Origin of the sequence: Bradyrhizobium sp. SZCCHNR1015 (assembly GCF_032489875.1) — a bacterium.
Classification (GTDB): domain Bacteria; phylum Pseudomonadota; class Alphaproteobacteria; order Rhizobiales; family Xanthobacteraceae; genus Bradyrhizobium.
Genome location: NZ_JAUEYW010000001.1, coordinates 382,407 through 405,381 on the forward strand (window position 1 = coordinate 382,407; position 22,975 = coordinate 405,381).

The 22,975-nt window shown below is 64.2% G+C and carries 26 protein-coding genes and 1 pseudogene; 12 read left to right on the forward strand and 15 right to left on the reverse strand.

The features are described 5' to 3' along the window. Positions 1-31: 31 nt before the first annotated feature. The 3 genes from QX128_RS01655 to QX128_RS01665 all read left to right on the forward strand — a co-directional run bounded on the left by QX128_RS01655 (position 32) and on the right by QX128_RS01665 (position 2,177). Positions 32-736: a hypothetical protein gene (locus tag QX128_RS01655; protein WP_316236523.1), complete on the forward strand. Its 705-nt coding sequence runs from the start codon at positions 32-34 to the stop codon at positions 734-736. Between the two features lie 242 nt (positions 737-978). After that, complete coding sequence (locus tag QX128_RS01660; protein WP_316236524.1) at positions 979-1,683, forward strand: hypothetical protein; 705 nt, start codon at positions 979-981, stop codon at positions 1,681-1,683. A gap of 35 nt (positions 1,684-1,718) precedes the next feature. Next, positions 1,719-2,177 carry a hypothetical protein gene (locus QX128_RS01665; RefSeq protein WP_316236525.1) on the forward strand — a complete coding sequence of 153 codons (459 nt, stop codon included), beginning with the start codon at positions 1,719-1,721 and terminating at the stop codon, positions 2,175-2,177. A gap of 299 nt (positions 2,178-2,476) precedes the next feature. On the opposite strand, the gene QX128_RS01670 is transcribed toward QX128_RS01665, so the two are convergent. The 5 genes and pseudogenes from QX128_RS01670 to QX128_RS01690 form a co-directional block, all read right to left on the reverse strand. After that, positions 2,477-2,656, reverse strand: a complete 180-nt coding sequence (locus QX128_RS01670; protein WP_316236526.1) for a hypothetical protein — start codon at positions 2,654-2,656, stop codon at positions 2,477-2,479. Positions 2,657-2,749: 93 nt separating this feature from the next. Further along, positions 2,750-3,055 (reverse strand): hypothetical protein, encoded by a 306-nt coding sequence (locus tag QX128_RS01675; RefSeq protein ID WP_316236527.1) that lies wholly within the window; start codon positions 3,053-3,055, stop codon positions 2,750-2,752. Positions 3,056-3,250: 195 nt separating this feature from the next. Next, a pseudogene (locus QX128_RS01680) lies at positions 3,251-3,337 on the reverse strand (transposase); the annotation flags it as partial. A 99-nt stretch (positions 3,338-3,436) separates the two neighbouring features. After that, positions 3,437-3,685 carry a hypothetical protein gene (locus QX128_RS01685; protein WP_316236528.1) on the reverse strand — a complete coding sequence of 83 codons (249 nt, stop codon included), beginning with the start codon at positions 3,683-3,685 and terminating at the stop codon, positions 3,437-3,439. Positions 3,686-3,972: 287 nt separating this feature from the next. After that, complete coding sequence (locus QX128_RS01690; protein WP_316236529.1) at positions 3,973-4,515, reverse strand: hypothetical protein; 543 nt, start codon at positions 4,513-4,515, stop codon at positions 3,973-3,975. A gap of 986 nt (positions 4,516-5,501) precedes the next feature. On the opposite strand from QX128_RS01690, the gene QX128_RS01695 reads away from it, so the two are divergent. Continuing rightward, complete coding sequence (locus QX128_RS01695) at positions 5,502-6,125, forward strand: LysE family translocator (RefSeq protein ID WP_316236705.1); 624 nt, start codon at positions 5,502-5,504, stop codon at positions 6,123-6,125. A 296-nt stretch (positions 6,126-6,421) separates the two neighbouring features. Here QX128_RS01695 and QX128_RS01700 read toward each other — a convergent pair whose 3' ends face one another. Further along, positions 6,422-8,059 (reverse strand): isocitrate lyase, encoded by a 1,638-nt coding sequence (locus QX128_RS01700; RefSeq protein ID WP_316236530.1) that lies wholly within the window; start codon positions 8,057-8,059, stop codon positions 6,422-6,424. Between the two features lie 144 nt (positions 8,060-8,203). On the opposite strand from QX128_RS01700, the gene QX128_RS01705 reads away from it, so the two are divergent. From QX128_RS01705 to QX128_RS01720, 4 genes are all read left to right on the forward strand, one after another. Further along, entirely contained in the window at positions 8,204-9,679 is a 1,476-nt protein-coding gene (locus QX128_RS01705) for a short-chain fatty acyl-CoA regulator family protein (protein ID WP_316236531.1), read from the forward strand. Positions 9,680-9,838: 159 nt separating this feature from the next. Continuing rightward, complete coding sequence (locus QX128_RS01710) at positions 9,839-10,249, forward strand: hypothetical protein (protein ID WP_316236532.1); 411 nt, start codon at positions 9,839-9,841, stop codon at positions 10,247-10,249. 145 nt (positions 10,250-10,394) lie between these two features. Continuing rightward, positions 10,395-10,808, forward strand: a complete 414-nt coding sequence (locus QX128_RS01715; protein ID WP_315800050.1) for a response regulator — start codon at positions 10,395-10,397, stop codon at positions 10,806-10,808. Between the two features lie 95 nt (positions 10,809-10,903). Beyond that, complete coding sequence (locus QX128_RS01720; RefSeq protein WP_316164804.1) at positions 10,904-11,332, forward strand: group II truncated hemoglobin; 429 nt, start codon at positions 10,904-10,906, stop codon at positions 11,330-11,332. Between the two features lie 12 nt (positions 11,333-11,344). Here the strand turns inward: QX128_RS01720 and QX128_RS01725 are convergent, their stop codons facing one another. The 5 genes from QX128_RS01725 to QX128_RS01745 all read right to left on the reverse strand — a co-directional run bounded on the left by QX128_RS01725 (position 11,345) and on the right by QX128_RS01745 (position 13,730). Further along, a complete protein-coding gene (locus QX128_RS01725; protein ID WP_315800052.1) occupies positions 11,345-11,539 on the reverse strand; it encodes a hypothetical protein in 195 nt (64 codons plus the stop codon). 47 nt (positions 11,540-11,586) lie between these two features. Further along, entirely contained in the window at positions 11,587-11,973 is a 387-nt protein-coding gene (locus tag QX128_RS01730) for an NUDIX hydrolase (protein WP_315800053.1), read from the reverse strand. 146 nt (positions 11,974-12,119) lie between these two features. Next, positions 12,120-13,037 (reverse strand): hypothetical protein, encoded by a 918-nt coding sequence (locus QX128_RS01735; protein ID WP_410053119.1) that lies wholly within the window; start codon positions 13,035-13,037, stop codon positions 12,120-12,122. 265 nt (positions 13,038-13,302) lie between these two features. Further along, positions 13,303-13,440 carry a hypothetical protein gene (locus QX128_RS01740; RefSeq protein ID WP_316236534.1) on the reverse strand — a complete coding sequence of 46 codons (138 nt, stop codon included), beginning with the start codon at positions 13,438-13,440 and terminating at the stop codon, positions 13,303-13,305. A 44-nt stretch (positions 13,441-13,484) separates the two neighbouring features. After that, the gene (locus tag QX128_RS01745; protein ID WP_315800056.1) at positions 13,485-13,730 is read right to left on the reverse strand and encodes a hypothetical protein; all 246 of its coding nucleotides are present in this window, start codon (positions 13,728-13,730) and stop codon (positions 13,485-13,487) included. A gap of 323 nt (positions 13,731-14,053) precedes the next feature. Here QX128_RS01745 and QX128_RS01750 point away from each other — a divergent pair, with 323 nt between their 5' ends. Continuing rightward, on the forward strand, positions 14,054-14,407 hold the full coding sequence (locus QX128_RS01750; protein WP_315800057.1) for a DUF6481 family protein: 354 nt from the start codon (positions 14,054-14,056) through the stop codon (positions 14,405-14,407). A 119-nt stretch (positions 14,408-14,526) separates the two neighbouring features. On the opposite strand, the gene QX128_RS01755 is transcribed toward QX128_RS01750, so the two are convergent. After that, positions 14,527-14,766 carry a pentapeptide MXKDX repeat protein gene (locus tag QX128_RS01755; RefSeq protein ID WP_316236535.1) on the reverse strand — a complete coding sequence of 80 codons (240 nt, stop codon included), beginning with the start codon at positions 14,764-14,766 and terminating at the stop codon, positions 14,527-14,529. 363 nt (positions 14,767-15,129) lie between these two features. Between QX128_RS01755 and dctP the strand changes: the two genes are divergently transcribed. Genes dctP through QX128_RS01770 form a run of 3 tightly spaced genes read left to right on the forward strand, consistent with a single transcriptional unit; the run spans position 15,130 to position 18,056 of the window. Further along, on the forward strand, positions 15,130-16,152 hold the full coding sequence (gene dctP / locus QX128_RS01760; RefSeq protein ID WP_316236536.1) for a TRAP transporter substrate-binding protein DctP: 1,023 nt from the start codon (positions 15,130-15,132) through the stop codon (positions 16,150-16,152). Between the two features lie 3 nt (positions 16,153-16,155). Then, positions 16,156-16,701 carry a TRAP transporter small permease gene (locus tag QX128_RS01765; protein WP_315800060.1) on the forward strand — a complete coding sequence of 182 codons (546 nt, stop codon included), beginning with the start codon at positions 16,156-16,158 and terminating at the stop codon, positions 16,699-16,701. Then, positions 16,698-18,056: a TRAP transporter large permease gene (locus QX128_RS01770; protein WP_315800061.1), complete on the forward strand. Its 1,359-nt coding sequence runs from the start codon at positions 16,698-16,700 to the stop codon at positions 18,054-18,056. Before QX128_RS01765 ends, QX128_RS01770 begins: the two co-directional genes overlap by 4 nt. A 65-nt stretch (positions 18,057-18,121) precedes the next feature. Here QX128_RS01770 and QX128_RS01775 read toward each other — a convergent pair whose 3' ends face one another. Genes QX128_RS01775 through QX128_RS01785 form a run of 3 tightly spaced genes read right to left on the reverse strand, consistent with a single transcriptional unit; the run spans position 18,122 to position 22,675 of the window. Beyond that, the gene (locus QX128_RS01775; RefSeq protein ID WP_315800062.1) at positions 18,122-19,036 is read right to left on the reverse strand and encodes a hydroxymethylglutaryl-CoA lyase; all 915 of its coding nucleotides are present in this window, start codon (positions 19,034-19,036) and stop codon (positions 18,122-18,124) included. Between the two features lie 22 nt (positions 19,037-19,058). Further along, positions 19,059-21,065, reverse strand: coding sequence for an acetyl/propionyl/methylcrotonyl-CoA carboxylase subunit alpha (locus QX128_RS01780; RefSeq protein ID WP_316236537.1), 2,007 nt, complete (start codon positions 21,063-21,065; stop codon positions 19,059-19,061). A 2-nt stretch (positions 21,066-21,067) separates the two neighbouring features. Next, entirely contained in the window at positions 21,068-22,675 is a 1,608-nt protein-coding gene (locus tag QX128_RS01785) for a carboxyl transferase domain-containing protein (RefSeq protein ID WP_316236538.1), read from the reverse strand. Positions 22,676-22,975 lie beyond the last annotated feature (300 nt).

Below are 22,975 nucleotides of genomic sequence, written 5' to 3' on the forward strand. Positions count from 1 at the left end.
TTGTTCGGCCAATCCAAGGCACAATCGAGCGTTGCAGTCTTTGATTTATTGCCGGGGCGTTTCGATGAATTGGGCAAGAACAGTCGTCGCGATTCCATTGGCTGCAATTGCCTTGTCGGGCTGCATCACGACATCGATGCAGGGATATGCCGACCGACAATTGCCGGCGAAGCCGATCGGCCGCATGGTCGCTTACGTCTCCGGACCCGGCCCTCTCGTATCAAGCATTCAGACCAACATCGCTGAGGAGGCCCGGAAACGCGGCGTCGTCGCTGACGACGCGCTGATGCTGTTTCCGCCGACACGGACCTACACCAATGCCGAGGTTCAACAGGGACTCGCGCGTGACGCGATTGAAGGCGTCCTCGTCATCAGCGTGGGCGATAGCGGTGTGCAGCAACAATACGCCGGGACGATCTTGTCGGGCCAATACACCGGAACATCGAGCTCGATCGGTACCGTCAACACCTTCGGCAACACGTCGACCATATCCATGAATGGGACGTCATCAGGCATGGTGGTTGCCACCGCGACGCCGACCTACCGCTACAAGCGTCAGACCACGTTCACGGCGCGGCTTCTTGAGGCAAGCACCGGACGAAACCTCTGGGTTGGAAATGGTCAGGTCAACGCCGGCGGCCTTCTGTTCGTCGGCGATGGCGCAAATGCGTCGAGCTCCGTCGCAGCGATCTTTGACGACTTGCAGCGCAAGGGCATCATCGGGTCATCAAGTTGATCAGAAGGGGCTTCATGAGTCTCCCCCTAACCCACCCCATCAGAAATATTAAGTGCACCGTCACCGTAATTCCCATACTCACCCCGCGCGACGAGAGGCAACCAAAGAAGTCTCAGTGGGGAAGCCGACCGTTCCCGAGATCAAGAAACCTCCGAGCCGCTGAAAAACTTTCGCAGATGACCCGATATCGAGAGAATGGGCTTGCTCCGCTCGTTCTAGTGAGCAATCAATGCGACTACCCGTTGATCGTGCCAGTTGCTGGGAAGGGGGAAACCGTGGGGGGAGAAGAAGCAAAGGCGCAGGAGTTGCATGACCAGTTTGAAAACGACAACAGGGCTATAAAAGAGCAAATCTTCAAAATGATAGGCCGCAATATTTCATTGTGGTCGAGGCTTGAAGGTCATCTAGTCTACGTTGCTGCTTTCCTGCTGGACGTTCCCGCGGACAAAGCAGGACTGATCTTTTATTCGATCAATTCGTTCCCGACATGGATCCAGATCATAGACGAGCTCTTTGTGTTGGAAACGCAATTTTCTGTTTGTCAAAATAGTTGGTCAGCCATCAGAAGCCGGCTCCTTAAGCTAAATGGAAAACGTGTGCGAATGGCACACCACTTCCTTCAGGGCGGAGAAGACCTTTCCGATATAATGAAGCTGTCGGACGCCGAACTCGAGTCAGACGAAGTGTATCCGAGCCTGAAACCTCATAGGCTTGATACGCGCGCAAAATGGAAGCAGCCTGCTCTCGGCGTAAGTGAAATCGCCTCATTTCCAGAGGAGATTCTTTGTGTGTCTGAAGCAATGAGTGAGTTGCTGGATAAAATGGAGCCGATCTACTTTGGACCAAAGCGAGCGGTCACTGCCATAATGGAGCAACATCTCAAAAAGCAAGCTGAACAGCAGCCGCCCGTTCCACAGGCAACTACCAAAGGGCGGGCGGAAGAATAGGATCCTGTCCAGATGATCAGGGCGACTTGGATCAAATGCTCATCATCATCGAAAGGAGCCTGCTTGTGTCGCCGGATCCCGCGGTAAACGCCGCTCGATGGTCATTTGTGGCCGCAGCAGCGAGTGTTCTAGCAACGGTCATCGTTGGTGGGATGTCGTTCCGGACTTCTAAACAGTCCCTCACTCATGCCGTCGTGATGAGCTACTTCGATGCCAACCTGACCTCGAAGCTAACGTTCCCTCCGACCGATCCAGAGGAGATGAAGGACGTCGGTCGTTTTATTGTTCGGCTTGAATATATCGCGGAACTCATCAATCAGGGCGCGATCGACCCAGCGATCGTTCCGACCACAATCAAGTGCAATATGTTGATTGCCGAGCAAATGGGCTATCGTGATCCTTATAATGCCACCACGTCTACTGCAGCCCTCCGCGAATTTCTCAAACACTACCGTGTGGGCTGCGGATCTGGTTCGGTGAAATTCTCGAAATAGATGGGCGGCATACCCGCGCAAGACCCCTCTTGCACTCGGCGGTATAGTGCGGACTCAATGGCGGATGCGACCCAAACTCTCGTTCGCCTGATCAAGCACGGCAAGTCTTCCTATGAAGTGAGGAGGTCCACGTTCTTCTATTTCGACACCAGCCCCGAAGCTGCGGTGAGAAGTTACGGTGACACTAATCAGATATCGTTTCTGCGCCTCGATTGAGTGCGCCGCCCCCAACTCCTCCAATTCCATGCACCGTCACCGCAACTACCGTAACCGCGCGCCCATGACAAAAGCTCCGCCCATCACCTCCCGGCGGCATCCGCCTCAAGCACCACCTTCGCCACCGGATAGCGCCAGTCGTTCTTCGTGTTGTCGGCGGCGGCGTCGATGCCGGCTACGATGACCGCGCCGAGGATGCCGCCGTTGGCGCCGCTGGCCAGGCGCGCCTGGCGTGTTGCGTCATAGGGCGCGACCGTGATCATGCGCTTCTGATAGCCGGGCTTCTGCGAGGTTACGGTGACAGTGCACTAAACTTCCATCGACGTCAGGTAACGCGGCCGCACTGCCTTAGCCCCTCACCCGCTCACCGCAAACCCAAGCACCAGCTGCTTCGGGCTCTGCTTGAATTCCTTGATCACCGCGGCCCGGACCTTCTCCGACAGCTCCGGCAGCGGCTTGGCGGTGTAGAGCTTGGGGAAGGTCACCATGACCGACGTCAACGTGCCGTTGTTCCAGTTAAAGCCGACTGCGGGACGCACGCCGGTTTCGGCGAGGAGGTCGGCTTCGACAGCCCGGCTGTAGGCAAGTCCGTTTTGAATGGCGTCGACCATCCCGCAGCCGGCGAGGCATGCGATCAGGGGGATCAGCGCGAGGGCTCTCATGGTCGTCCACTCCAGGGTTCAGTGTCCGGCGACGCGCCGTCGCCACGCATGGCGCCTGCCGAGGTTGCAGCGGCCGGCCAGCATGTAGCCGTCGCTTTCACCAAGTTAATTAGTGTACTGTCACCCAAATTCCGTCACCCAAATTCCTGTCACCCAAATTCAGAAATTACGTGCTTGCGGTGCTTGCGAGCCAGATCGAGCCAGATCGGCCGTCTTCGCACCGGCCTCGTGCTCTTTCAAAACCGCGATGATCTGCTCTTCCGTGAACCGCTTCCACTTCATCTGTCCGTCCTTCGTCAGGGCGGACCCTTAATCCCTCTGGAGGAAATTCTTAGGGGCAGGTCATCTGCGACATCTTAGCTGGGATCAGACATCGTGATATCATCGACGTCTGAAGGTAACTTGACGACGAACTCTATCCACTTCTGCACTGAAGCCCAGGGTCGTCCATGCCTTGCTTTGCACATGCCTTGTGCGGTCCGGGCCCTCGTTGCTCCACCACGCATCGTAATTCCGGGCTGAACTCGGAAGGGCTTGGCCGATCATCTGTTCCATTTCGTCGAAGGATAGAATGAGCTGACTTTCAGTAACCGACTGCAATCGTCGTTTAATAGGATCATAGAGGGACATCTATCGTACTCCTCATCACCCGCATTCCAGTGAAACATATCCTTCCGCGCGTGATCTAATCAATTGAATGCGTTGTCACGTAACTCAGAAAGCCCCCCAACCACCCAATGGCCAGGCCTCGGTCCCGCGCTCTCCGAACAGAGATGGACTCATACAGGCACCTGCCTTTGGGCTATGGCCCAGCGGTCCTAATCATCCAAGCCGAATGGCTCACCTATCGAGAAAATGCCACAGCGACTGCCGCAACAAGCAAGGTCATGGCGGCGCAACACCGAAAGCTCTGTCCATCACCTCCCGGCGGCATCGGCCTCCAGCACGACCTTCGCCACGGGATAGCGCCAGTCGTTCTTCGTGTTGTCGGCGGCGGCGTCGATGCCGGCCACGATGACCGCGCCGAGGATTCCGCCGTTGATGCCGCTGGCGAGACGCGCCTGGCGCGTCGAATCAAAGGGCGCGACCGTGATCATCCGCTTCTGATAGCCGGGCTTCTGGCAGGTCACGGCAAGCGTGCTCGACTGTCCGCGATAGAGCGGCACGCGCACCTTCGCGGGGCTCGTCATGGTTGCGCTGAAGCCGGAGGCTTCCAGTGAGCAGGACGCTCCGGCCATCTCGACCTCGCCTCCCCCGCCGGGATTGTGAAACGTTCGCACTTCCACGAGTTGGTCACCCGCGAACTCGGGCACGCTTGCGTCGGTGCGGCGCTTCGGCTCGTAGACGTCGATCCCTCGGCTGCCCGTCGTCGACCTGACGTCGGTCACACTGTTGACCGCAAGCGGCGCAGCACACCCGCCAAGACACGCCCCTCCAACGATGGCCAGCCAGCCGGCCATCCGACGCAAACCGTTCATTTGAGCCCCCACAGCACCCCTACTGTCGTTAATCCCAGGGGTAGCAGGGGCCGATCTGGGGAACAATAGCCGCAACCTCAGGGGGAATAGAAACAACTAACAAAAAGCCGACTTCGTTGCGTGCCGGCCACATTCGCTGTCGTCCCGTCACGCAATGCTCGCATGAGTTGCAGTGGTCGTTGAGCCTTCTTGGGACCGGATCATGGCGCGACGGCGCTGCGCTTTCCAGCAGAGTTGCCGTGAGGATGCGCGGAAAAACTTATTTCATCAGGTCCCTCAAGGCGATCACCCCTGTCCAGTCCCCTCGCCAAAAATATTCTACTTCACTTTTTCCGAATTCCATGGCTGACTGCGTCCATCCCGTGCTCCTCGAGAGGGGCGCTTCGCGATCGTCACGGACGTTGGGCGCGGGATGCGGTGGCCGCAGGTGGGTCGCAGCGTGCTTGGATAGTGCGCGGACGAACGGCTCCTTGCGGACGTGAAATCGCGTGGTCCTGGCGCCCCGACGCTGGCGCCAAGTCCTGGGGGATGATGACCCCCACGGGCGACGGTGGCTATCAAGCCGGACACCGGGGAGATCGCGTATAAGCGTGAAGACCATCGCGCGGGGAATGCCGGGTTGATCCGGCTGAACCTGTGGTGACTGCCGCCTGCTTTTTCTTCTGCAGGCGGGCCATGGGTTGCGGCCTGCAGCCCGGCATTCCCCGCGCCCTCTGTTTGCTGGGGGGGCGAAACGACCGCAACAGTTCGGGCGCGACAGGCGTCGCGATGACGAATGAACGCGCCCCCTGCCCGCATCACCCGCTGCGCGCCCTCGACGACGACGCACACGATGGCTCGCCCGGTCGTCACCGACCCGTGTCCGGCCTCCTTCTATCGTCCGCCGCTGCGCCGTGGAATGATGGAGGCCGATTTGAGATGCGCCGACTGCCCTTTGCCTGAACAACCGCGACCCTGGGAGCCCGCCGATATCCACTGCCTTCCTGCTGACCTCGCTGATCGTGGTCGCCTCGCCTGGCACCGGCGTGCTCTACACGCTCGCAGTGGCGCTGACGAAGGGCTCGCGGATGAGCATCGCCGCCGCGTTCGGCTGCACGCTCGGCATCCTTCCGGCGATGCTGGCCGCGATCGTCGGGCTTGCCGCCGTGCTGCACACCAGCGCGCTGGCGTTTGCGGCGCTGAAATATTGCGGCGTCGCCTACCTGCTGTACATGGCCTGGGAGACGCTGGGCGAGCGCGGTGCGCTGTCGGTCGAGACGAAGGACGATGCGAAGCCGGACGCCCGCTCGGCCGGGCGGGTGGTGCTGACCGGCTTCCTGATCAACATCCTCAATCCAAAACTGTCGATCTTCTTCCTCGCCTTCCTGCCGCAGTTCATCGCGGCCGATGTGCCGCATCCGCTGGCGCTGATGCTGGAGCTGTCGGCGACATTCATGGCGATGACGTTCGCGGTGTTCGTGGTCTACGGACTGTTCGCGGCTGCCGTGCGCGATCGCGTCGTCAGCCGGCCCCGCGTGATGGCCTGGCTGCGCCGCGCCTTTGCCGGCGGCTTTGCGTTGCTTGGTGCGAGGCTGGCGCTGGCGGAGCGCTGAGGGCACCGCGCGACGGGGCGAGAGGGTCGCGTAGGAGAATGACGTCCTCAGCCACACGGTCCGGCACCAATTTGTTGCTCGTCATGCCCGGGCTTGTCCCGGGCATCCACGTCGATCCACGTCCGCCGAACGACGTGGATGGCCGGGACAAGCCCGGCCATGACGGCGTGGAGAGAGGCGACCTCAAGCTTCCAGGCTCACGATCGGCGACAGCTACAAGGCGCGTCCCCAAAAAGCGAGACCCGCCTGAAGCTGTCAGCTCCAGACGGGTCCTGTCAGTCCTCAGTCGGCCAAGCTCAGCCGAACTGGTTCATCGTGTTGTGCGCGCCGCCGGCCTTCAGGGCCTTCTCGCCGGCGAAGTATTCCTTGTGGTCGTCGCCGATGTCGGAGCCGGCCATGTTCTGATGCTTGACGCAGGCGATGCCCTGGCGGATCTCGGCGCGCTGGACGTTCTTGACGTAGCCCAGCATGCCCTGCTCGCCGAAATACTCGCGGGCGAGGTTGTCGGTCGACAGCGCAGCGGTGTGGTAGGTCGGCAAGGTGATGAGGTGGTGGAAGATGCCGGCGCGCTTGGCCGAGTCCGCCTGGAAGGTGCGGATGCGCTCGTCGGCTTCCTTCGCCAGCGGGGTGTCGTCGTACTCCGCCTTCATCAGCTCGGCGCGGTTGTACTTGCTGACGTCCTGGCCCGCCTCCTTCATCGCGTCATAGACCTGCCAACGGAAGTTGAGGGTCCAGTTGAACGACGGCGAGTTGTTGTAGGCCAGCTTGGCGTTCGGGATCACCTTGCGGATGCGGTCGACCATCTTGGCGATCTGCTCGATATGCGGCTTCTCGGTCTCGATCCACAACAGGTCCGCGCCGTTCTGCAGCGAGGTGATGCAGTCAAGCACGCAGCGGTCCTCGCCGGTGCCGGGACGGAACTGGTAGAGGTTGGAGGGCAGCCGCTTCGGGCGCATCATCTTGCCGTCGCGGTTGATGATGACGTCGCCGCTGCGCGCGGTCGCCGGCGTCACCTCCTCGCAGTCGAGGAAGCTGTTGTACTGGTCGCCGAGATCGCCCGGCTGGCTGGAGAAGGCGATCTGCTGCGTCAGGCCGGCGCCGAGCGAGTCGGTGCGGGTGACGATGATGCCGTCCTCGACGCCGAGCTCCAGGAAGGCGTGGCGGCAGGCGCGGATCTTGGCCAGGAAGACGTCATGCGGCACGGTGACCTTGCCGTCCTGATGGCCGCACTGCTTCTCGTCCGAGACTTGGTTTTCGATCTGCAGCGCGCAGGCGCCCGCCTCGATCATCTTCTTGGCGAGCAGATAGGTCGCTTCCGCATTGCCGAAGCCGGCGTCGATGTCGGCGATCACAGGGACGACGTGGGTCTGGAAGCCGTCGATCTTGCCGATGATCTCAGCTTCCTTCGCCTTGTCGCCGGCCTTGCGGGCCGCGTCGAGCGTGCGGAAGAGATCGTTGAGCTCACGCGAGTCGGCCTGGCGCAGGAAGGTGTAGAGCTCCTCGATCAGCGCGGGCACCGAGGTCTTCTCGTGCATCGACTGGTCCGGCAGCGGGCCGAACTCCGAGCGCAGCGCCGCGATCATCCAGCCGGAGAGATAGAGGTAGCGGCGGTCGGTGCGGCCGAAGTGCTTCTTGATCGAGATCAGCTTCTGCTGCGCGATGAAGCCGTGCCAGCAGCCCAGCGACTGGGTGTACTTGGTGCTGTCCTCGTCATAGGCGGCCATGTCCGCGCGCATCACGGCCGCGGTGTAGCGGGCAACGTCGAGACCGGTCTTGAAGCGGTTCTGCAGGCGCATGCGCGCCACGGCCTCGGCGGTGACGCCGTTCCAGGTCGGCTGGGTCTCGAGCAGCGCGCGCGCCGCCTCGACCTCGGCCTGGTAGGACGCGGGGCCCTGGAGGGCTTGGTCGTTCAGTCCACGCGGTTGGAAGTTCATGTCCGTGATCCCTTGGTTAAGGACAACCTGGGACCTGTTGTAAGCAGCCCGGGACGACGGACCAGACATTGCGCAGAAAACTTGTCACACTTTACAAACTTCTCGTGTATAGCTGTAAGGAGATTACAAGACCGGGATATGGCCATGACCACCGCCACGGCACGATCGATCTTCATGGGCCCGCGCTTGCGCCGCCTGCGGCGCGAGCTCGGCCTGACCCAGGCCGACATGGCCGCGGACCTCGAAATCTCAGCGCCTTACGTCGCGCTCCTGGAGCGCAACCAGAGGCCGGTCACCGCCGACATGCTGCTGCGGCTGGCGCGGACCTACAAGATCGACCTGGCCGATCTCGCCGGCGACGGCGGCGCCGACCATACCGCGCGGATGCAGTCGGTGCTCAAGGACCCGATGTTCTCAGACATCGACATTCCCGCGCTGGAGATCTCCGACCTCGCCGTCAGCTATCCCGGCATGGCCGAGGCGTTCCTGCGCCTCTACACGGCGTATCGCGAGGAGCAGCTCGCGCTGGCCGAGCAGCGCGCCCCGGCGCCGGCAGGCAGCGCGCCGCGCGTCGGCAATGACGGCTTCGACGCCAACGATCCCGTCGCCGACGTCCGCCGCTTCCTCGCCGCCCGCAGCAACAACTTTGCCCAGCTCGACGATGCCGCCGAGCGGCTGGCGCAGGCGATCTTCCATGGGGCGCCGACGGGGGCTCCGCAGGTCTCCGCCGGACCGGCCGGCTTCATCGAGCGGTTTCGCGCGCGGCACAATCTGCAGGTCCGCTACATGCCACCGAACGTGATGCTCGGCTCGCTCAGGCGGCTCGACCTGCACCGCCGGCAGCTACTGATCGAGGATTCACTGGACAGCGCGAGCCTGAAATTCGAGCTCGCCCGGCAGCTCGCCTATCTCGAGCTCGACACCGAGATCGGCGCGGCCTTGGAGGACGGCAAGTTCGCCAGCAAGACCGCCGAGCTGCTGGCGCGCCGCGCGCTCGCGGCCTACGCGGCGGCGGCGATCATCATGCCCTATTCGATCTTTGCGAAAGCGGTCGATGCGCGGGCGTATGATCTGGAGGCACTGGCGCGCCAGTTCGGCACCAGCTTCGAGCAGACCGCGCATCGCGTCACCACCCTGCAGAAGCCGGGCGCGGAGCGGATCCCGTTCTTCCTGATCCGGGTCGATCCCGCCGGCAACGTGTCAAAGCTGCTCGACGGCGCCGGCTTCCCATTCGCGCGCCATGGCGGCGCCTGCCCGCTGTGGTCGGTGCACGGCATCTTCAAGACGCCGCGCCAGATCGTGACGCAATGGCTGGAGCTGCCCGACGGCCGCCGGTTCTTCTCGATCGCCCGCACGGTGACCGCCGGCGGCGGCTCCTATGGCGCGGTGCGCGTCGAGCGGGCGATTGCGGTCGGCTGCGCTGCCGAGCATGCGGGACAGTTGATCTACACCCGCGACGGCCACGGGCCCGATGCCAACGATCCGACCCCGATCGGGGTCGCCTGCCGGGTCTGCCACCGGCCGAAATGCGCCGCACGCTCGGCGCCGCCGATCGGGCGCGAGATCCTGCCGGACGATTTCAGGACGTCGTCGGTTCCGTTCGGGTTTTCGGCGGATTGAGCAGGGGATGGCCGTGGAACCAGGAACTCGCCGGGATCCGGGCCACAGGCGAAAATCCGCCGGATCGGGCTGCAAATCGGCCCTGGACACCATGGCCCTTGACGGAACAGCCATAAACCGGACAAAGATTGCGCCAAAATGTCGCGGCGGAGGTTGGCCATGAGATACGTCGACGGCGTAGTGATGTTCCTCAGCCTGTGGCTGCTGGCATCGATGGTCCTCGACGCCGTGACGCCGCCGGAGCTGAACTTCTACATGATCGGCCCGATCATTGCGCCGGCCGCGATCATCGCCGGCTTCCTGTACTGGCTCCGCATCCCCTCCCGCGACTTCGTGCTGGCGTCCGCAGCCATCTGGATGGTCTGCGAGATGACGATGGAGATGATCACGCCCAAGCCGCTGTCGCCGCTGCTGGCGGTGGCCGCCGTCGCGCCGCTGCTGGTGGCCGGCATCCTTCTGCATGTCGAGCACTGGCGCCGGCCGGGCGGTCGCCTGCCTCCGGCCGATTCGGCAGAGATGACCGATCTGCGGGGCTCCTCCAAAGCCATGCCGAGCCGTCGGCCGTTCTGAGCTGTTCCGCGCGGGCGCCGGCAATGGCGGATAGCGTGCAGATTTTCCGTTGTTCTACGGGACCCGATGTTTACGAGGAAATCAGAAACCCCCTCTTAAGTTCCGCAGGTCCATCTGTAGCCGACACACCAGCCGCGCGGGGACCATGCTGAACGAACTTCTCGTGATCGAAGATGCCGACGTTCATCTGTCGATCCTGCGCAAGATCGCCGTGCAGGCGGGCTTTGCGACGACCGGCGTGAACTCGGTCGACGGCGCGATGAACGTGCTGCGCCGGCGCAACTTCGAATGCATCACGCTCGACCTCAATCTCGGTGAGCGCTCCGGCACCGAGGTGTTGCAGCTGTTGGCGGACATCAAGTCCCGCACGCCGGTGCTGATCATCAGCGGCTCCGACGATCAGACCCGCGACGTCACGGTCCGCGCCGGCAAGATCCTCGGCCTGAACGTCTATCCGCCGTTCTCCAAGCCGGTCGATCTCGCTCTGCTCCGACAGACGCTGCGCCAGATCGCCGCCGACACCGACCGGCAGCGCCTCGTCAAAGCCAGCATCCGCTAGCCCGAACGCACGCGCGTTTTCCCGCTTGATCCAGATCAAGGCGCCATACCTCTGCCGCTTGTTGGCTGCAGAGGGGCGAGCGGAAACGAGATGCGATGACGGCAGCGAATTCGGCTAACGAAGCAGAAGCAGTTGTGAACGAGGCGACGCCCTATGAGCTCGTAGGCGGCGAGGCCGGCGTGCGCCGTCTGGCGGAGCGCTTTTACACCATCATGGACCAGGAGCCCGGCGCCAGCCGCATCCGCGCGATGCACGACGCCGATCTTGGTCCGATCAAGCAGTTGCTGTTCGAATTTCTCAGTGGATGGCTGGGCGGGCCGGCGCTTTATTTCGAGCGGGCCGAACATCGCTGCATCATGTCCGCGCACCGTCCGTATCCGATCGGCGACGCCGAGCGCGACGAATGGATGACGTGCATGCGCCGCGCGATGTTCGATTGCGACATCACGGGCGACATGTATGCGTTGCTGGATCAAGCGTTTCTGCGGATGGCGAACGCATTCCGGAGCCGCAAGGCAAGCTGACAGGAACTCCCGTCAGCCCGACTTGGCGGCGGCCTCCCGGGCCAGACGCTCGGCCCGGAGCCGCTCGCGGTTGGCGTAAAAGGCGCGCTGGGCCGCCTCATGCTCGCGCATGGCTTGTTCGGCATCAGCCCTGCGGCTGGCGTCACGCGCTCGACGCTCTTCCGGCGTGAGGACGCGAGGCTGTCTGTCTGTGTTATCGTAAGGCATGGGCAGATAACGCCCAGGCGGCCGGGATGTTCCCAGCCCGCGACGGTTCAGTCCGGCTTTCGTGGAAACAGCTGGTCGCGGATGTAGCGCGACGTCGGCGTCAGGCTGAGTCCGTAGGGCTTTTGCCACACCGCGCGGTCGATCTCCTTCTTGTCTCCGATCTCCAGGCGCCCTTTGGCATGCTTGGCGATGAAGATGGCATCGCTCATCTTGCGACCCGAGCGCTTGTTCTTGGCGGTGACTTCCTTCCATAGCCGCAGCCGGCCGAGCTTAAGCTTGGGAAGCTCCTCCTTGATCTCGCGCTTCAGGCAGTCCTTCGCCGTCTCCTGCGCGCGTTTGCGGCCACCCGGAAACATCCAGCGCCCGTCGGCCCGGCGCCGGACCAGGAGAACCCTTCCGCCCTTGGCGGCAACCAGCTTGGACGCCTTGGTCATGGCCCAGGAGCTCTCACCTCTCGAACGATGAAGCGGAGTCTATCAAGATTCGCTCCCACTCCTGCTCCGGAGCTTTGCGGAGATTCGGCCACAACTCCGCAGCGGCCAACCAAGCTCAGCGCAGCGCTCCGACCGCCGGCGGCGGCTCAGTAGCAGGAGCGCGGATCGACCGCGACATACTCTCCCGACGGATATCGATAGTAGCAATTGCCCTGCGACAGATAATAGCCCGGTCGCGCCGCAGCCGTAGCGCCGGCGATCGCCCCGGTGGCACCACCAAGCACGGCGCCCGCCGCGGCACCGCCCGCCTTGCCGGTGAGGATACCGCCGAGCACCCCGCCGATGATCGCGCCCCCGAGCGCGCTGGCGCCCGGATCGACTTCGGCCGGAGGCGGCGCCGCCGGCTCGTAGGCGACCGGCGGGGGCGCCTCGTAGGCCGCCGACGGCGCATAGACCACATCGTCAGCATAGTCCTCCGACACGTAGGTCGGCGGTCCTTCCATGGGCTCGGGATAATAGTACCAGACGCCACCGACGTCCCACCACCAGCCCGGACGGCCATTGTGAACCTCGTGCCGCCATCGGCCACCCTCCCAGCCGACCCGGCCGCGATAAGACTGCCCACCATAGTCGCGCACCGCGACCCGGCCGTGCGCATAACGCGCATCCGGTCCCCGCCCGACCATCGCCGGACCAGGGCCCGGCCCGTGGCCCGCTGCGTAGCCCTGACCGGCTCCCGGCGGACGTCCCTGCTGCGCCACCGGCGCAGGCTGGCGTCCCTGAGGGGCAATGGCAGCCCGCGGCGGTGCGCCCGGCTGTGCTCCCTGCGGCTGGCCGGCCATGGGACCGGCTTGCCGCGGAATCTGGACATGGGGTTGGCCGCCCGGCTGCCCACCCTGGGCCGGCGCTTGGCGAATGACACCCGGCGGGCGGGCCTGGGGCGAATGCCCGGCACCAGGACCAGCCTGGTCCTGGGTTTGCGCCCAGGCTTGGGCGGGGATCCCGACCGCGGTCAGGATTGCGATCGCAGGCAGCCACCGTGTGCTCTGGTTGGACAACATCATTCTCCCCTACCCTTGATCACCCGCCGTCCGCGCTGATTGCCACGGACGCCAAGTGTAATGCGGATTGATCATTCCGGATCGCCGGCTTCGGCGCGCATGATCCGGACACATCATAGTTTCCGCGACAAACGGGTAAAATCCGGACTATTTTGCGGCTAGGTCAACCTGCTGCCGTCAGGTTAACCGAGATGCCGGCTGATTCGCCGCTTCGATCATGCAACCTTACTGGCGCGGCCCTGCCGATCCGGTACGAGCTGGTCGGCGGTCACCGGTCGGGCACGATCACATTGCAGTTGGTTCGTCCCGACATCAGGCAATCCTGCATCCGGCTTGCCGAGGTCAGGCTGCGAGCCAGCCACACGCCGAAGGCCACGACGAGCGCCGCGAACACCAGTGCCGCCATGGCACCGCGTCTATCCGGCCCCTGCGTACTCATCGCCGGTGCGCCTAGGCGGCACGCAGGCCAGCGGCCTCACCGTGCGGTTGCTGCTGCTGGCGCGATGCCGGCGAGATCGATTCGATACGGGTGCAGCTCGTCACCCAGAACAGCTGCCCGCATTCCCATTCGGAACCCAGCACACCGGCCGAAACGGGCCGCGGGCGGGCGAGGACCGCGGTCATCACGCATGCGCTGACCACGAGAGCGACGAGCGCGAGGCCGAGCGCCATGCGCCCGCGGCGAACAGAGATCATGCCGGTCAACTCCGTTGGACGTCGCACCCGGGCGGTGCGCTAGTGCCCGCGAGGCGTGAAGCGACTCACAGCCGGCCGACCTGCGTCAGCGACGGGGGTGCTTACATAGCCTCCGGCGAGCGCCATGCAAGCGCTAGGCAGGTCGGATGTGGAGGAGCGGCGATAAAGCATTTGTCATCGACGCATGCGATCCTATACACACGGGCTCGCGTCGGCCTCCGCTCGTGTTCACGATCTCGTGGAAGAACTGCCTGGCGGCGCGTGCAGCCCCTGACCGACCACACCCTGATCGAACACCCAAATAGCGAAGTGACGACGTCTCCATGAGAGGATTCAAGGAACCTGGATTTGCCGATCGGCAGAAGGCCGCGCAGCAGGCCCGCCAGAGCATCGTGCAGAAGTTCAAATCGCAGCCGGGACCGGACGATCCCGAAGTCGTGAAGCGACGGCAGGAGCGCGAAGCTGCCGCCGCCCGCCGCGAGCAGCAGCGATTGGAGCGCGAGGCCGCCAAGGCGGAGCAGAAGCGCCTCGAGGAAGAGGCCAAAGCTGCCGAGATTGCCCGGCTCGCGCGCGAGGCGGAAGACGAAGCCGCTCGCCTGGCCGAGATGGAGGCCGAGCAGAAGGCGAAGCGCGATGCGCGCTACGCCGCGCGCAAGGCCCGCGGAAAGAAGAAGTAAGCAGCAACGCCGCCGCCACGAGACCTGCGTGCCGTCGCGTCCGGCATCGCGCGGCTCCTCACTTCATCGGCGATGGGACTGATACGGTCGTCCCATCGCACGATGCCGGGCGAGACGACTTAGTTCTTCTTCATCATGCCGTCGTCCTTCTTCATCCCGTCCTTGGACATGGCATCGTCCTTCTTCATGGCGTCCTTCGCCATCGAATCCTTCTTCATGCCGTCGTGGGACATCGCGCCCTTTTTCATCCCATCGTCCTTGCTCATCTTGTCCTCCGCGAAGGCCACCGGCGCGACGGCCACGTTGAACGCGAGGGCGGCGGCGGAGATTCCGAGGATGAGGCGGCTACGATTGGTCATGATGATCGCTCCTTCGTATGACAGGTTCGACGGCGACGGACGCGCCGTTCCTGGATATCGACGTTCCGATGAAGGCGATTGTTACGAGCGCGAGCGAAAATTTTGTTCGATCAAATTTGACTCGAATGCGTCGCGTTCCGGAATCGAGGACACAATTTTGCCCGGCAAGGTCATGTTAGTACAACCCGCGCAAGGGATTCACAGGCCGGTACGTGCGCCGCAGCAATATGTCGCTTCCCATGCATTTGGCCTCGAACGAACTGTCTAGTTCGGCTAGAGGTAAGTCCGGTAGATTGGTTGGTATAAGTCACGCCAGCGAACCCGGGTCGGGAACCCAACCAGAAGTTGTCCAGGGGAAATCTCATGCTCACACGCCGTCACGTCATCGCATCCGCACTCGCTGCGCCGGCCATTCTGCGTTTTGGAATCGGTACGGCCCATGCCGCAACGACGCTGAAGATCTCCCACCAGTTTCCCGGCGGCACCATCGACAAGGGCGATTTCCGTGACCGGCTCTGCCGGGTGTTCTCCGAGGAGGTTGCGAAGCGCTCCGGCGGCGAGATCGCGACCGAGATCTATCCGAACTCCTCGCTCATCAAGACCGTCGCGCAATTCTCGGCCATGCGGAAGGGCGCGCTCGACATCAGCCTTTATCCGATGCCTTACGCCGGCGGCGAGGTGCCCGAGACCAACATCGGGCTGATGCCAGGTCTGGTGACCACCTACGACCAGGGCATGCGCTGGAAGAACGAGCCGGTCGGCAAGACGCTGAGTGATTTCCTGGCTGACAAGGGCATCATCCTGCTCACCTGGGTCTGGCAGGCGGGCGGCGTCGCCAGCCGGTCGCGGCCGTTGGTTGCGCCCGAGGATGCCAAGGGCATGAAGGTGCGCGGCGGCTCGCGCGAGATGGACATGGTGCTGCAGACCGCCGGCGCCTCGGTGCTGTCGGTTCCGTCGAACGAAATCTACACCGCGATGCAGACCGGTGCCTGCGATGCCGGCATTACCTCGTCGACCAGCCTGATCTCGTTCCGGCTGGAAGAGGTGTCGAAGGCCCTCACCTCCGGAGCCAAGGCGTCGTACTGGTTCATGCTCGAGCCGCTGATGATGTCCAAGGCCTCGTTCGACAAGCTGCCGAAGAACCAACAGGACATCATCCTCGCGGTCGGCGCGGAGATGGAGGCGTTCGGGCGCAAGGGCGCGCAGGACGACGACATCGAAGTTGCCAAGGTCTACGAAAAGGCCGGCGCCAAGGTTACGGAGCTCGATGTCGAGACCGTCAACAAATGGCGCGACATTGCCCGTGACACGGCCTGGAAGGACTATGGCGGCAGGTCCGCGAACTGCGCCAAGCTCCTCAAGCTCGCCTCCGACGTCGCGGCCTGATTGATGCACGCGCCCGTTCTCGATACCGAGGCCACGACAGCCATCGGCGCCAGCGGTCCGCTGGCGCCGCTCCAGCGTGTTGTCTCGCTGCTCAATCGTATCATCGTCGTTCTGGCCGCGTTCGCACTGGTCGCGGCCTGCCTCATCCTGAGCTACAGCGTGGCGGGCCGTGCACTGTTCAAGGCCGCCAACTACTGGCAGGACGAAGCCGCCGTGTTCTTGCTCGTCGGCGCAACCTTCATGACTGCAGCCTATGTGCAGGAGCATCGCGGCCACGTCAGCATCGAAGCCTTCGTTGGGCTGATGTCGCCGCTCGCCAACAAGATCAGGCTCTGGCTGGTCGACGTCGCGAGCTTTTTGTTTTGTGCCTTCTTCACCTGGAAATCCTGGACCCTGACACATGAGGCCTGGGTCGATGGTCAGGTCTCGAATTCGATGTGGTCGCCGCCGCTGGCGATTCCCTACGGCCTGATGGCCGCGGGAATGACCCTGCTGTGCCTGCAGATGCTGCTGCAGATCGTGGCTCCGCTGACCGGAGCGCGTCGATGAGCGTGTTCGGAATTGGGGTTGCCTACGGACTCTCGACCCTGTTTGCGATGTTCGCGGGCATGCCGATCGCTTTCGCGCTCGGCGCCGTCGCCGTCGTGTTCATGGCCATCTACATGCCGACCGCGTCGCTCGATACGGTGACGCAGAACGTCTACGAGGAAATGGCGTCGATCACGCTGCTGTCGATCCCGCTGTTCATCCTCAAGGGCGCGGCGATCGGCCGCTCCCGCGCAGGCCAGGACCTCTACTCGGCGCTGCATGCGTGGCTGCATCGCGTGCCCGGCGGATTGGGCGTCGCCAATGTGTTCGCCTGCGCGCTGTTCGCGGCGATGGCGGGATCGTCCCCCGCGACCTGCTCGGCGATCGGCTCGGCCGGAATTCCCGAGATGCGCAAGCGCGGCTATTCCGGCGGCTTCGCCGCAGGCATCATCGCCGCCGGCGGCACGCTCGGTATTCTGCTTCCGCCCTCGATTACGATGATCCTATTCGCGATCGCGGCGGAGAAATCGCTGGGACGGCTGTTCCTGGCCGGTATCGGCCCCGGGCTGCTGCTGGTGACCCTGTTCGGCGTCTATTCGGTGGTGCGCTTCCGGCAGGAATATGCGCGCGCGAAAGCCGTCTATGAGAAGTCGGGCGCGTGGTCGGACATCCTGACCAAGGACGATTTTACGATGGCGCAGCGCTTCTCCGTGCTGCCACGCGTGATTCCGTTCGTGCTGCTCCTGACAGGCGTCATGGTCGCGCTCTATGGCGGCCTCGCCACGCCATCGGAAACAGCCGGTCTCGGCGGCATCCTCGCGCTCGTGCTGATCGCGATCATCTACCGCGTCTGGAGCCCGGCCGATCTCGCGCCCATCATGAAGGCGACGCTGCGCGAATCGACCATGCTGATGCTGATCATCGGCATGTCGCTGCTGTACTCCTACGTGATGAGCTACCTGCACATCTCGCAGTCGGTGGCGGAGTCCATCGTGGCGATGCACCTGCCGCGCTGGGAACTGTTGTTCGCGATCCTGCTGATGGTTGTCGTGCTCGGCTTCTTCCTGCCGCCGGTATCGATCATCCTGATGACGGCGCCGATCATCCTGCCGCCGTTGCGGGCAGCGAACTTCGACATCATCTGGTTCGGCGTGGTGATGACGATCGTGATGGAGATGGGCCTGATTCACCCGCCGGTGGGTCTCAACATCTTCGTCATCAGGAACGTCGCGCCGGACATCCCGCTGCGCGAGGTGATCTGGGGCACGCTGCCGTTCGTCCTGCTGATGATGGCCGCCGTGCTGCTGCTCTGCTTCGTGCCGCAGATCTCGACGGCGCTGCCGGATCTCGTGATGGGGCCGGATCTCAGCCGCTGACGCAGCGACGAATGGCGACTAGGACGTAGCGAATAGGGATTGGCGATAGGTTCAGCCCCCGTTCGCTATTCGCCATTGGCTGCTCGCCTGTTCTTCGCATTCAGCGCGCCGGCAACGCGGCTGACCGGGGGCCGGCCGAGCAGCCGGCTGATTTCGTTGGTGGCGGCCAGCAGTTTCGTCATGTCGACGCCGGTGCGGATGCCCATGCCTTCGAGCATGTAGACGACGTCCTCGGTCGCGACATTTCCCGTCGCGCCCGGAGCGAACGGGCAGCCGCCGAGGCCGCCGGCGGCGGCATCGATGACGCGGACGCCCTCCTCCATGCCCGCATAGAGATTGGCCAGCGCCTGGCCGTAGGTGTCGTGGAAATGCATCGCAAGATGCATCACGGGCACATCGTCGCAGACGGCGCGCAGCATCTGCTTGGCCTTGAGCGGCGTGCCGACGCCGATCGTGTCGCCCAGCGAGACCTCGTAGCAGCCCAGGTCCCACAGCGCCTTCGCCACGCCGGCTACCGCCTGCGGCTTGATCTCGCCTTCATAGGGACAGCCGAGCGCGCAGGAGACGTAGCCGCGCACCTTGACGCCGTCGGTCCTGGCGTGGGCGATCACCGGCTTGAATCGCTCCAGCGACTCCGCGATCGAACAGTTGATGTTGGCGCGGGAGAAGCTCTCAGAGGCCGCCGTGAACACGGAAATCACCCTGGCGCCCGCAGCGCGCGCGGCCTCATAGCCCTTCACATTGGGCACCAGCACATGGAATTCGCCGGGCAGCGCAGACACGCTGCGCATCACCTCATCCGATCCCACCATCTGCGGGATCGCCTTGGGCGAGACGAAGGCGCCGACCTCGACGGTCGCCAGGCCGGCGTTCACCAGCGCGCGGACAAAAGCGATGCGATCGGCCACGCCGACCAACGTCTTCTCGTTCTGCAGGCCGTCGCGCGGGCCCATTTCGATGATGCGCACGCTCTCGCTCATGCCGACCTCTCCGGTTCGAGGATCAGGCGGACGGTTCGAGGTCCGCCAGTTCGACGCCTTCCTGCACGATGTCGCCGACCTTGCACTTGATCGCCGTGAGCCGGCCTGCGAACGGCGCCCGCAGGGTCTGCTCCATCTTCATGACTTCGAGCGTCAGGATCGCCGCACCCTTCTCCAGGACGGCGCCTTCCTGCGCAAGCAGCGCCACGACGGTCCCCGGCAACGGCGCCACGATCTTGTCCTCGCCGGCCTGCTCCTCGTCGTCTCCGCCGAACGGATCGATCCAATGCAGATCGAAACGACCGTTGCGGGTCCGCAGGTACAGCTCATGGCCCTCGATGACGGCCACCACATGGGATTTGACGCCGTCGCACACAAGGTCGAAGCCACCGTCATCAGTCGGGATAGCCGAGAACGAGGTCTCACGGCCCGCGATCGACAGGCGCTGTACGCCGGGACCATAGGCCAGCGTGGCGGTCCGCGGTTCATTGCCCGTGCCTTGGCGGAACGAGAACACGCGCTGTCGCAGTCCCACCGGCATCCAGCCGGATGCGCGCCACGGCGAGCCTTGCTCCTTCGCAGCCGCGATCTGCTCGCCGATGAGAATGGCCCCAACCGCGGCACAGAGCTCGAGGTCGCCGGCCACCGCTCCTGACTGGGTCAGATGCGTCAGATGGCGCTCGATGAAACCGGTGTCGATCGCGTTCGCCACGACGTCGGGATGCGTCAGCAGCGACGACAGGAACGGGATGTTGCTGACGATGCCTCGGACGTCGGTGTCGTCAAGGCCGCGGTTGAGCCGCTCGATCGCGACCTCGCGGGTCGGCGCCCAGGCGATCATCTTGGCGAGCATCGCGTCGTAATAGGGCGAGACCGCATCGCCCTCGCGATAGCCGGCATCGATGCGCAGGCCGCCGGTTTCAGCGGGAAGCCGCCAGGTCTTGATCGTGCCGACTGAGGGCATGAAGTTCTTGGCGGGATTCTCCGCGTAGACGCGCGCCTCGATGGCATGGCCATGCAACCGGATCTGGTCCTGCGTCAGCGGCAGCTCTTCGCCGAAGGCGACGCGCAACTGCCATTCGACGAGATCGACGCCGGTGATCAGCTCGGTGACGGGATGCTCGACCTGCAGGCGCGTGTTCATCTCGATGAAGAACACGTCGCGGCCGTCGGAGACGAACTCGATGGTGCCGGCGCCGACATAGTTCACCGCGCCCGCCGCGCGACGCGCCGCAGCGCACACCGTGTCCCGCTGCGCCGGCGTCAACGTCGGCGACGGCGCCTCCTCGACCACCTTCTGGTGCCGGCGCTGCAGGGTGCATTCGCGCTCGAACAGCGAGACCAGATTGCCGTGGCTGTCGCCGACGATCTGCACCTCGATGTGACGCGGGCTCTCGACGAACTTCTCGATCAGCACGCGGTCGTCGCCGAACGCCGCCTTGGCCTCGCGCTTGGCGCTGGTGACGGCATCAGTGAGGTCGCCGGCCGCGTGAACCACGCGCATGCCGCGGCCACCGCCGCCGGCGGACGCCTTGATCAGCACGGGAAAGCCGATCCGCGCGGCTTCATTGGCGAGCGTGGCGTCATCCTGCGCCTCGCCGTGATAGCCGGGCACCAGCGGCACGCCCGCCTGCTCCATCAGAAACTTCGAGCCGGACTTCGACCCCATCGCCGTGATCATCGCCGCGGTCGGCCCGACGAACACCAGCCCCGCATCGAGACAGGCCTGTGCGAACTCGGCACTCTCGGACAGGAAGCCATAGCCGGGATGAACGGCCTCGGCACCGGTCTGCCTGGCGGCCTCGATCAGCCGCTCGATGTTGAGATAGGAGTCGCGGGCGCGCGCAGGGCCGAGCAGCACCGCTTCGTCGGCCAGCGCGACGTGCAGCGCGTTGCGGTCGGCCTCCGAATAGACCGCGACGGTCTTCAATCCCATCGCGCGCGCCGTGCGGATGACGCGCACGGCGATCTCGCCGCGGTTGGCGATCAGGAGCTTGCGAAAACGACGATACAATCCGGGACGAGCCATGATCACATCCTGAACAGGCCGAACTTGGTCGGCTCGACCGGGGCATTGGCGGCGGCAGACAATCCAAGGCCGAGCACGAGGCGGGTATCGGCGGGATCGATCACGCCGTCGTCCCACAGCCGCGCGGTCGCGTAGTACGGATTGCCCTGCGCCTCGTATTGCGCGCGGATGGGGCTGCGGAATTTCTCTTCCTCTTCCGCCGGCCAGCTCTCGCCCTTGGCCTCGATGCCGTCGCGCCGGACCTGGCTCAGCACCATCGCGGCCTGCTCGCCGCCCATCACCGAGATGCGCGCGTTCGGCCACATCCAGAGGAAGCGCGGCGCATAGGCGCGGCCGCACATGCCGTAATTGCCGGCGCCGTAGGAGCCGCCGATCACGACGGTGAACTTCGGCACCGACGCGGTCGCGACCGCCGTCACCAGCTTGGCGCCGTCGCGGGCGATGCCGCCGGCCTCGTATTTCTTGCCGACCATGAAGCCGGTGATGTTCTGCAGGAACACCAGCGGAATGTTGCGCTGGCAGCACAGCTCGATGAAGTGCGCGCCCTTCAGCGAGCTCTCGCTGAACAGGATGCCGTTGTTGGCGATGATGCCGACCGGATGGCCCCAGATGTGGGCGAAGCCGCACACCAGCGTCTGACCGTAGAGCTTCTTGAACTCGTCGAACTCCGAGCCGTCGACCACCCGCGCGATGATGTCGCGCACGTCGAACGGCTTGCGGCCGTCGACCGGCACGACGCCATAGATCTCTTCCGCGGCATAGCGCGGCTCGCGCACCTCGCGCATGTTCAGCACGGTGCGAGCGCCCGGCGGCTTCAGGGTGCCGACGATGCGGCGGGCGATGCCGATCGCATGGGCATCGTTCTGCGCGTAGTGATCGGTCACGCCCGACTGTCGCGAATGCACGTCGGCACCGCCGAGCTCCTCGGCGCTCACGACCTCGCCGGTCGCCGCCTTCACCAGCGGCGGACCGCCGAGGAAGATCGTGCCCTGGTTGCGCACGATGATGCTCTCGTCCGACATCGCCGGCACATAGGCGCCGCCGGCGGTGCACGAGCCCATCACGATCGCGATCTGCGGAATGCCCTGCGCCGACATCTGCGCCTGGTTGTAGAAGATCCGGCCGAAATGCCGCTCGTCCGGGAAGATCTCGTCCTGCAGCGGCAGGAACGCGCCGCCGGAATCGACCATGTAGACGCAGGGCAGATTGTTCTGCCGCGCGATGTCCTGGGCGCGCAGATGCTTCTTCACCGTCATCGGGTAGTAGGTGCCGCCCTTGATGGTGGCGTCGTTGGCGACGACGACGCATTCGCGCCCCGCGATGCGGCCGATGCCGGTCACGATGCTCGCCGAATGGACGTCGCCGCCATAGAGCCCGTGCGCGGCCAATGGCGACAGCTCCAGGAACGCCGTTCCGGGGTCGAGCAGCAGGTCGACGCGCTGGCGCGCCAGCATCTTGCCGCGCGACAAATGCCGCTTGCGCGAGGCCTCGCCGCCGCCCTCGGCGACCTGCCCCAGCTTCGTTCTGAGGTCGGCGACCAGCGCGCGCATGGCGTCGGCATTGCGGGCGAAATCGGAGGACGATGGATCGATCGTGGAGTGAAGCGTCATGACCGGCGTCTTCGTTGCGGGGCTGGAGGGGGAAGCCGTGGGAGCACGCGTCAGAGCGGTCGCGGCCGTTCAGGCCGCTGCGAGCCCGGGTGTACCATCTTTGCCCGCATGCTGTCCTCCCTGCCGCCGGCGGCCGATTTGCGGCCGTCCGTCCTTCTCGAATTAAACGATCATACGTTTTTAAATTCTATTCTCAAGCGGATTGTTGTAGAGTACGGGGTGAGCAGCATTTGCTTGAGACCACGGAATTTTCAGACTTCACTACCGGACCCCCTGCCGTGGCGGATCCGCCGCGATCGG

Excerpts from the sequence above, each read along its gene's own strand:
- QX128_RS01665 (WP_316236525.1), top strand. The coding sequence starts at position 1,719 with ATGCTCATCATCATCGAAAGGAGCCTGCTTGTGTCGCCGGATCCCGCG.
- QX128_RS01685 (WP_316236528.1), bottom strand. The coding sequence starts at position 3,685 with ATGTCCCTCTATGATCCTATTAAACGACGATTGCAGTCGGTTACTGAA.
- QX128_RS01700 (WP_316236530.1), bottom strand. The coding sequence starts at position 8,059 with ATGAACTTCCAACCGCGTGGACTGAACGACCAAGCCCTCCAGGGCCCC.
- QX128_RS01735 (WP_410053119.1), bottom strand. The coding sequence starts at position 13,037 with ATGATGTTGTCCAACCAGAGCACACGGTGGCTGCCTGCGATCGCAATC.
- QX128_RS01715 (WP_315800050.1), top strand. The coding sequence starts at position 10,395 with ATGCTGAACGAACTTCTCGTGATCGAAGATGCCGACGTTCATCTGTCG.
- QX128_RS01755 (WP_316236535.1), bottom strand. The coding sequence starts at position 14,766 with ATGACCAATCGTAGCCGCCTCATCCTCGGAATCTCCGCCGCCGCCCTC.
- QX128_RS01730 (WP_315800053.1), bottom strand. The coding sequence starts at position 11,973 with ATGACCAAGGCGTCCAAGCTGGTTGCCGCCAAGGGCGGAAGGGTTCTC.
- QX128_RS01740 (WP_316236534.1), bottom strand. The coding sequence starts at position 13,440 with ATGGCGGCACTGGTGTTCGCGGCGCTCGTCGTGGCCTTCGGCGTGTGG.
- QX128_RS01770 (WP_315800061.1), top strand. The coding sequence starts at position 16,698 with ATGAGCGTGTTCGGAATTGGGGTTGCCTACGGACTCTCGACCCTGTTT.
- QX128_RS01690 (WP_316236529.1), bottom strand. The coding sequence starts at position 4,515 with ATGGCCGGCTGGCTGGCCATCGTTGGAGGGGCGTGTCTTGGCGGGTGT.
- QX128_RS01775 (WP_315800062.1), bottom strand. The coding sequence starts at position 19,036 with ATGAGCGAGAGCGTGCGCATCATCGAAATGGGCCCGCGCGACGGCCTG.
- QX128_RS01780 (WP_316236537.1), bottom strand. The coding sequence starts at position 21,065 with ATGGCTCGTCCCGGATTGTATCGTCGTTTTCGCAAGCTCCTGATCGCC.
- QX128_RS01765 (WP_315800060.1), top strand. The coding sequence starts at position 16,156 with ATGCACGCGCCCGTTCTCGATACCGAGGCCACGACAGCCATCGGCGCC.
- QX128_RS01725 (WP_315800052.1), bottom strand. The coding sequence starts at position 11,539 with ATGCCTTACGATAACACAGACAGACAGCCTCGCGTCCTCACGCCGGAA.
- QX128_RS01745 (WP_315800056.1), bottom strand. The coding sequence starts at position 13,730 with ATGATCTCTGTTCGCCGCGGGCGCATGGCGCTCGGCCTCGCGCTCGTC.
- QX128_RS01750 (WP_315800057.1), top strand. The coding sequence starts at position 14,054 with ATGAGAGGATTCAAGGAACCTGGATTTGCCGATCGGCAGAAGGCCGCG.
- QX128_RS01705 (WP_316236531.1), top strand. The coding sequence starts at position 8,204 with ATGACCACCGCCACGGCACGATCGATCTTCATGGGCCCGCGCTTGCGC.
- dctP (WP_316236536.1), top strand. The coding sequence starts at position 15,130 with ATGCTCACACGCCGTCACGTCATCGCATCCGCACTCGCTGCGCCGGCC.
- QX128_RS01710 (WP_316236532.1), top strand. The coding sequence starts at position 9,839 with ATGAGATACGTCGACGGCGTAGTGATGTTCCTCAGCCTGTGGCTGCTG.
- QX128_RS01785 (WP_316236538.1), bottom strand. The coding sequence starts at position 22,675 with ATGACGCTTCACTCCACGATCGATCCATCGTCCTCCGATTTCGCCCGC.
- QX128_RS01720 (WP_316164804.1), top strand. The coding sequence starts at position 10,904 with ATGACGGCAGCGAATTCGGCTAACGAAGCAGAAGCAGTTGTGAACGAG.
- QX128_RS01675 (WP_316236527.1), bottom strand. The coding sequence starts at position 3,055 with ATGAGAGCCCTCGCGCTGATCCCCCTGATCGCATGCCTCGCCGGCTGC.
- QX128_RS01670 (WP_316236526.1), bottom strand. The coding sequence starts at position 2,656 with ATGATCACGGTCGCGCCCTATGACGCAACACGCCAGGCGCGCCTGGCC.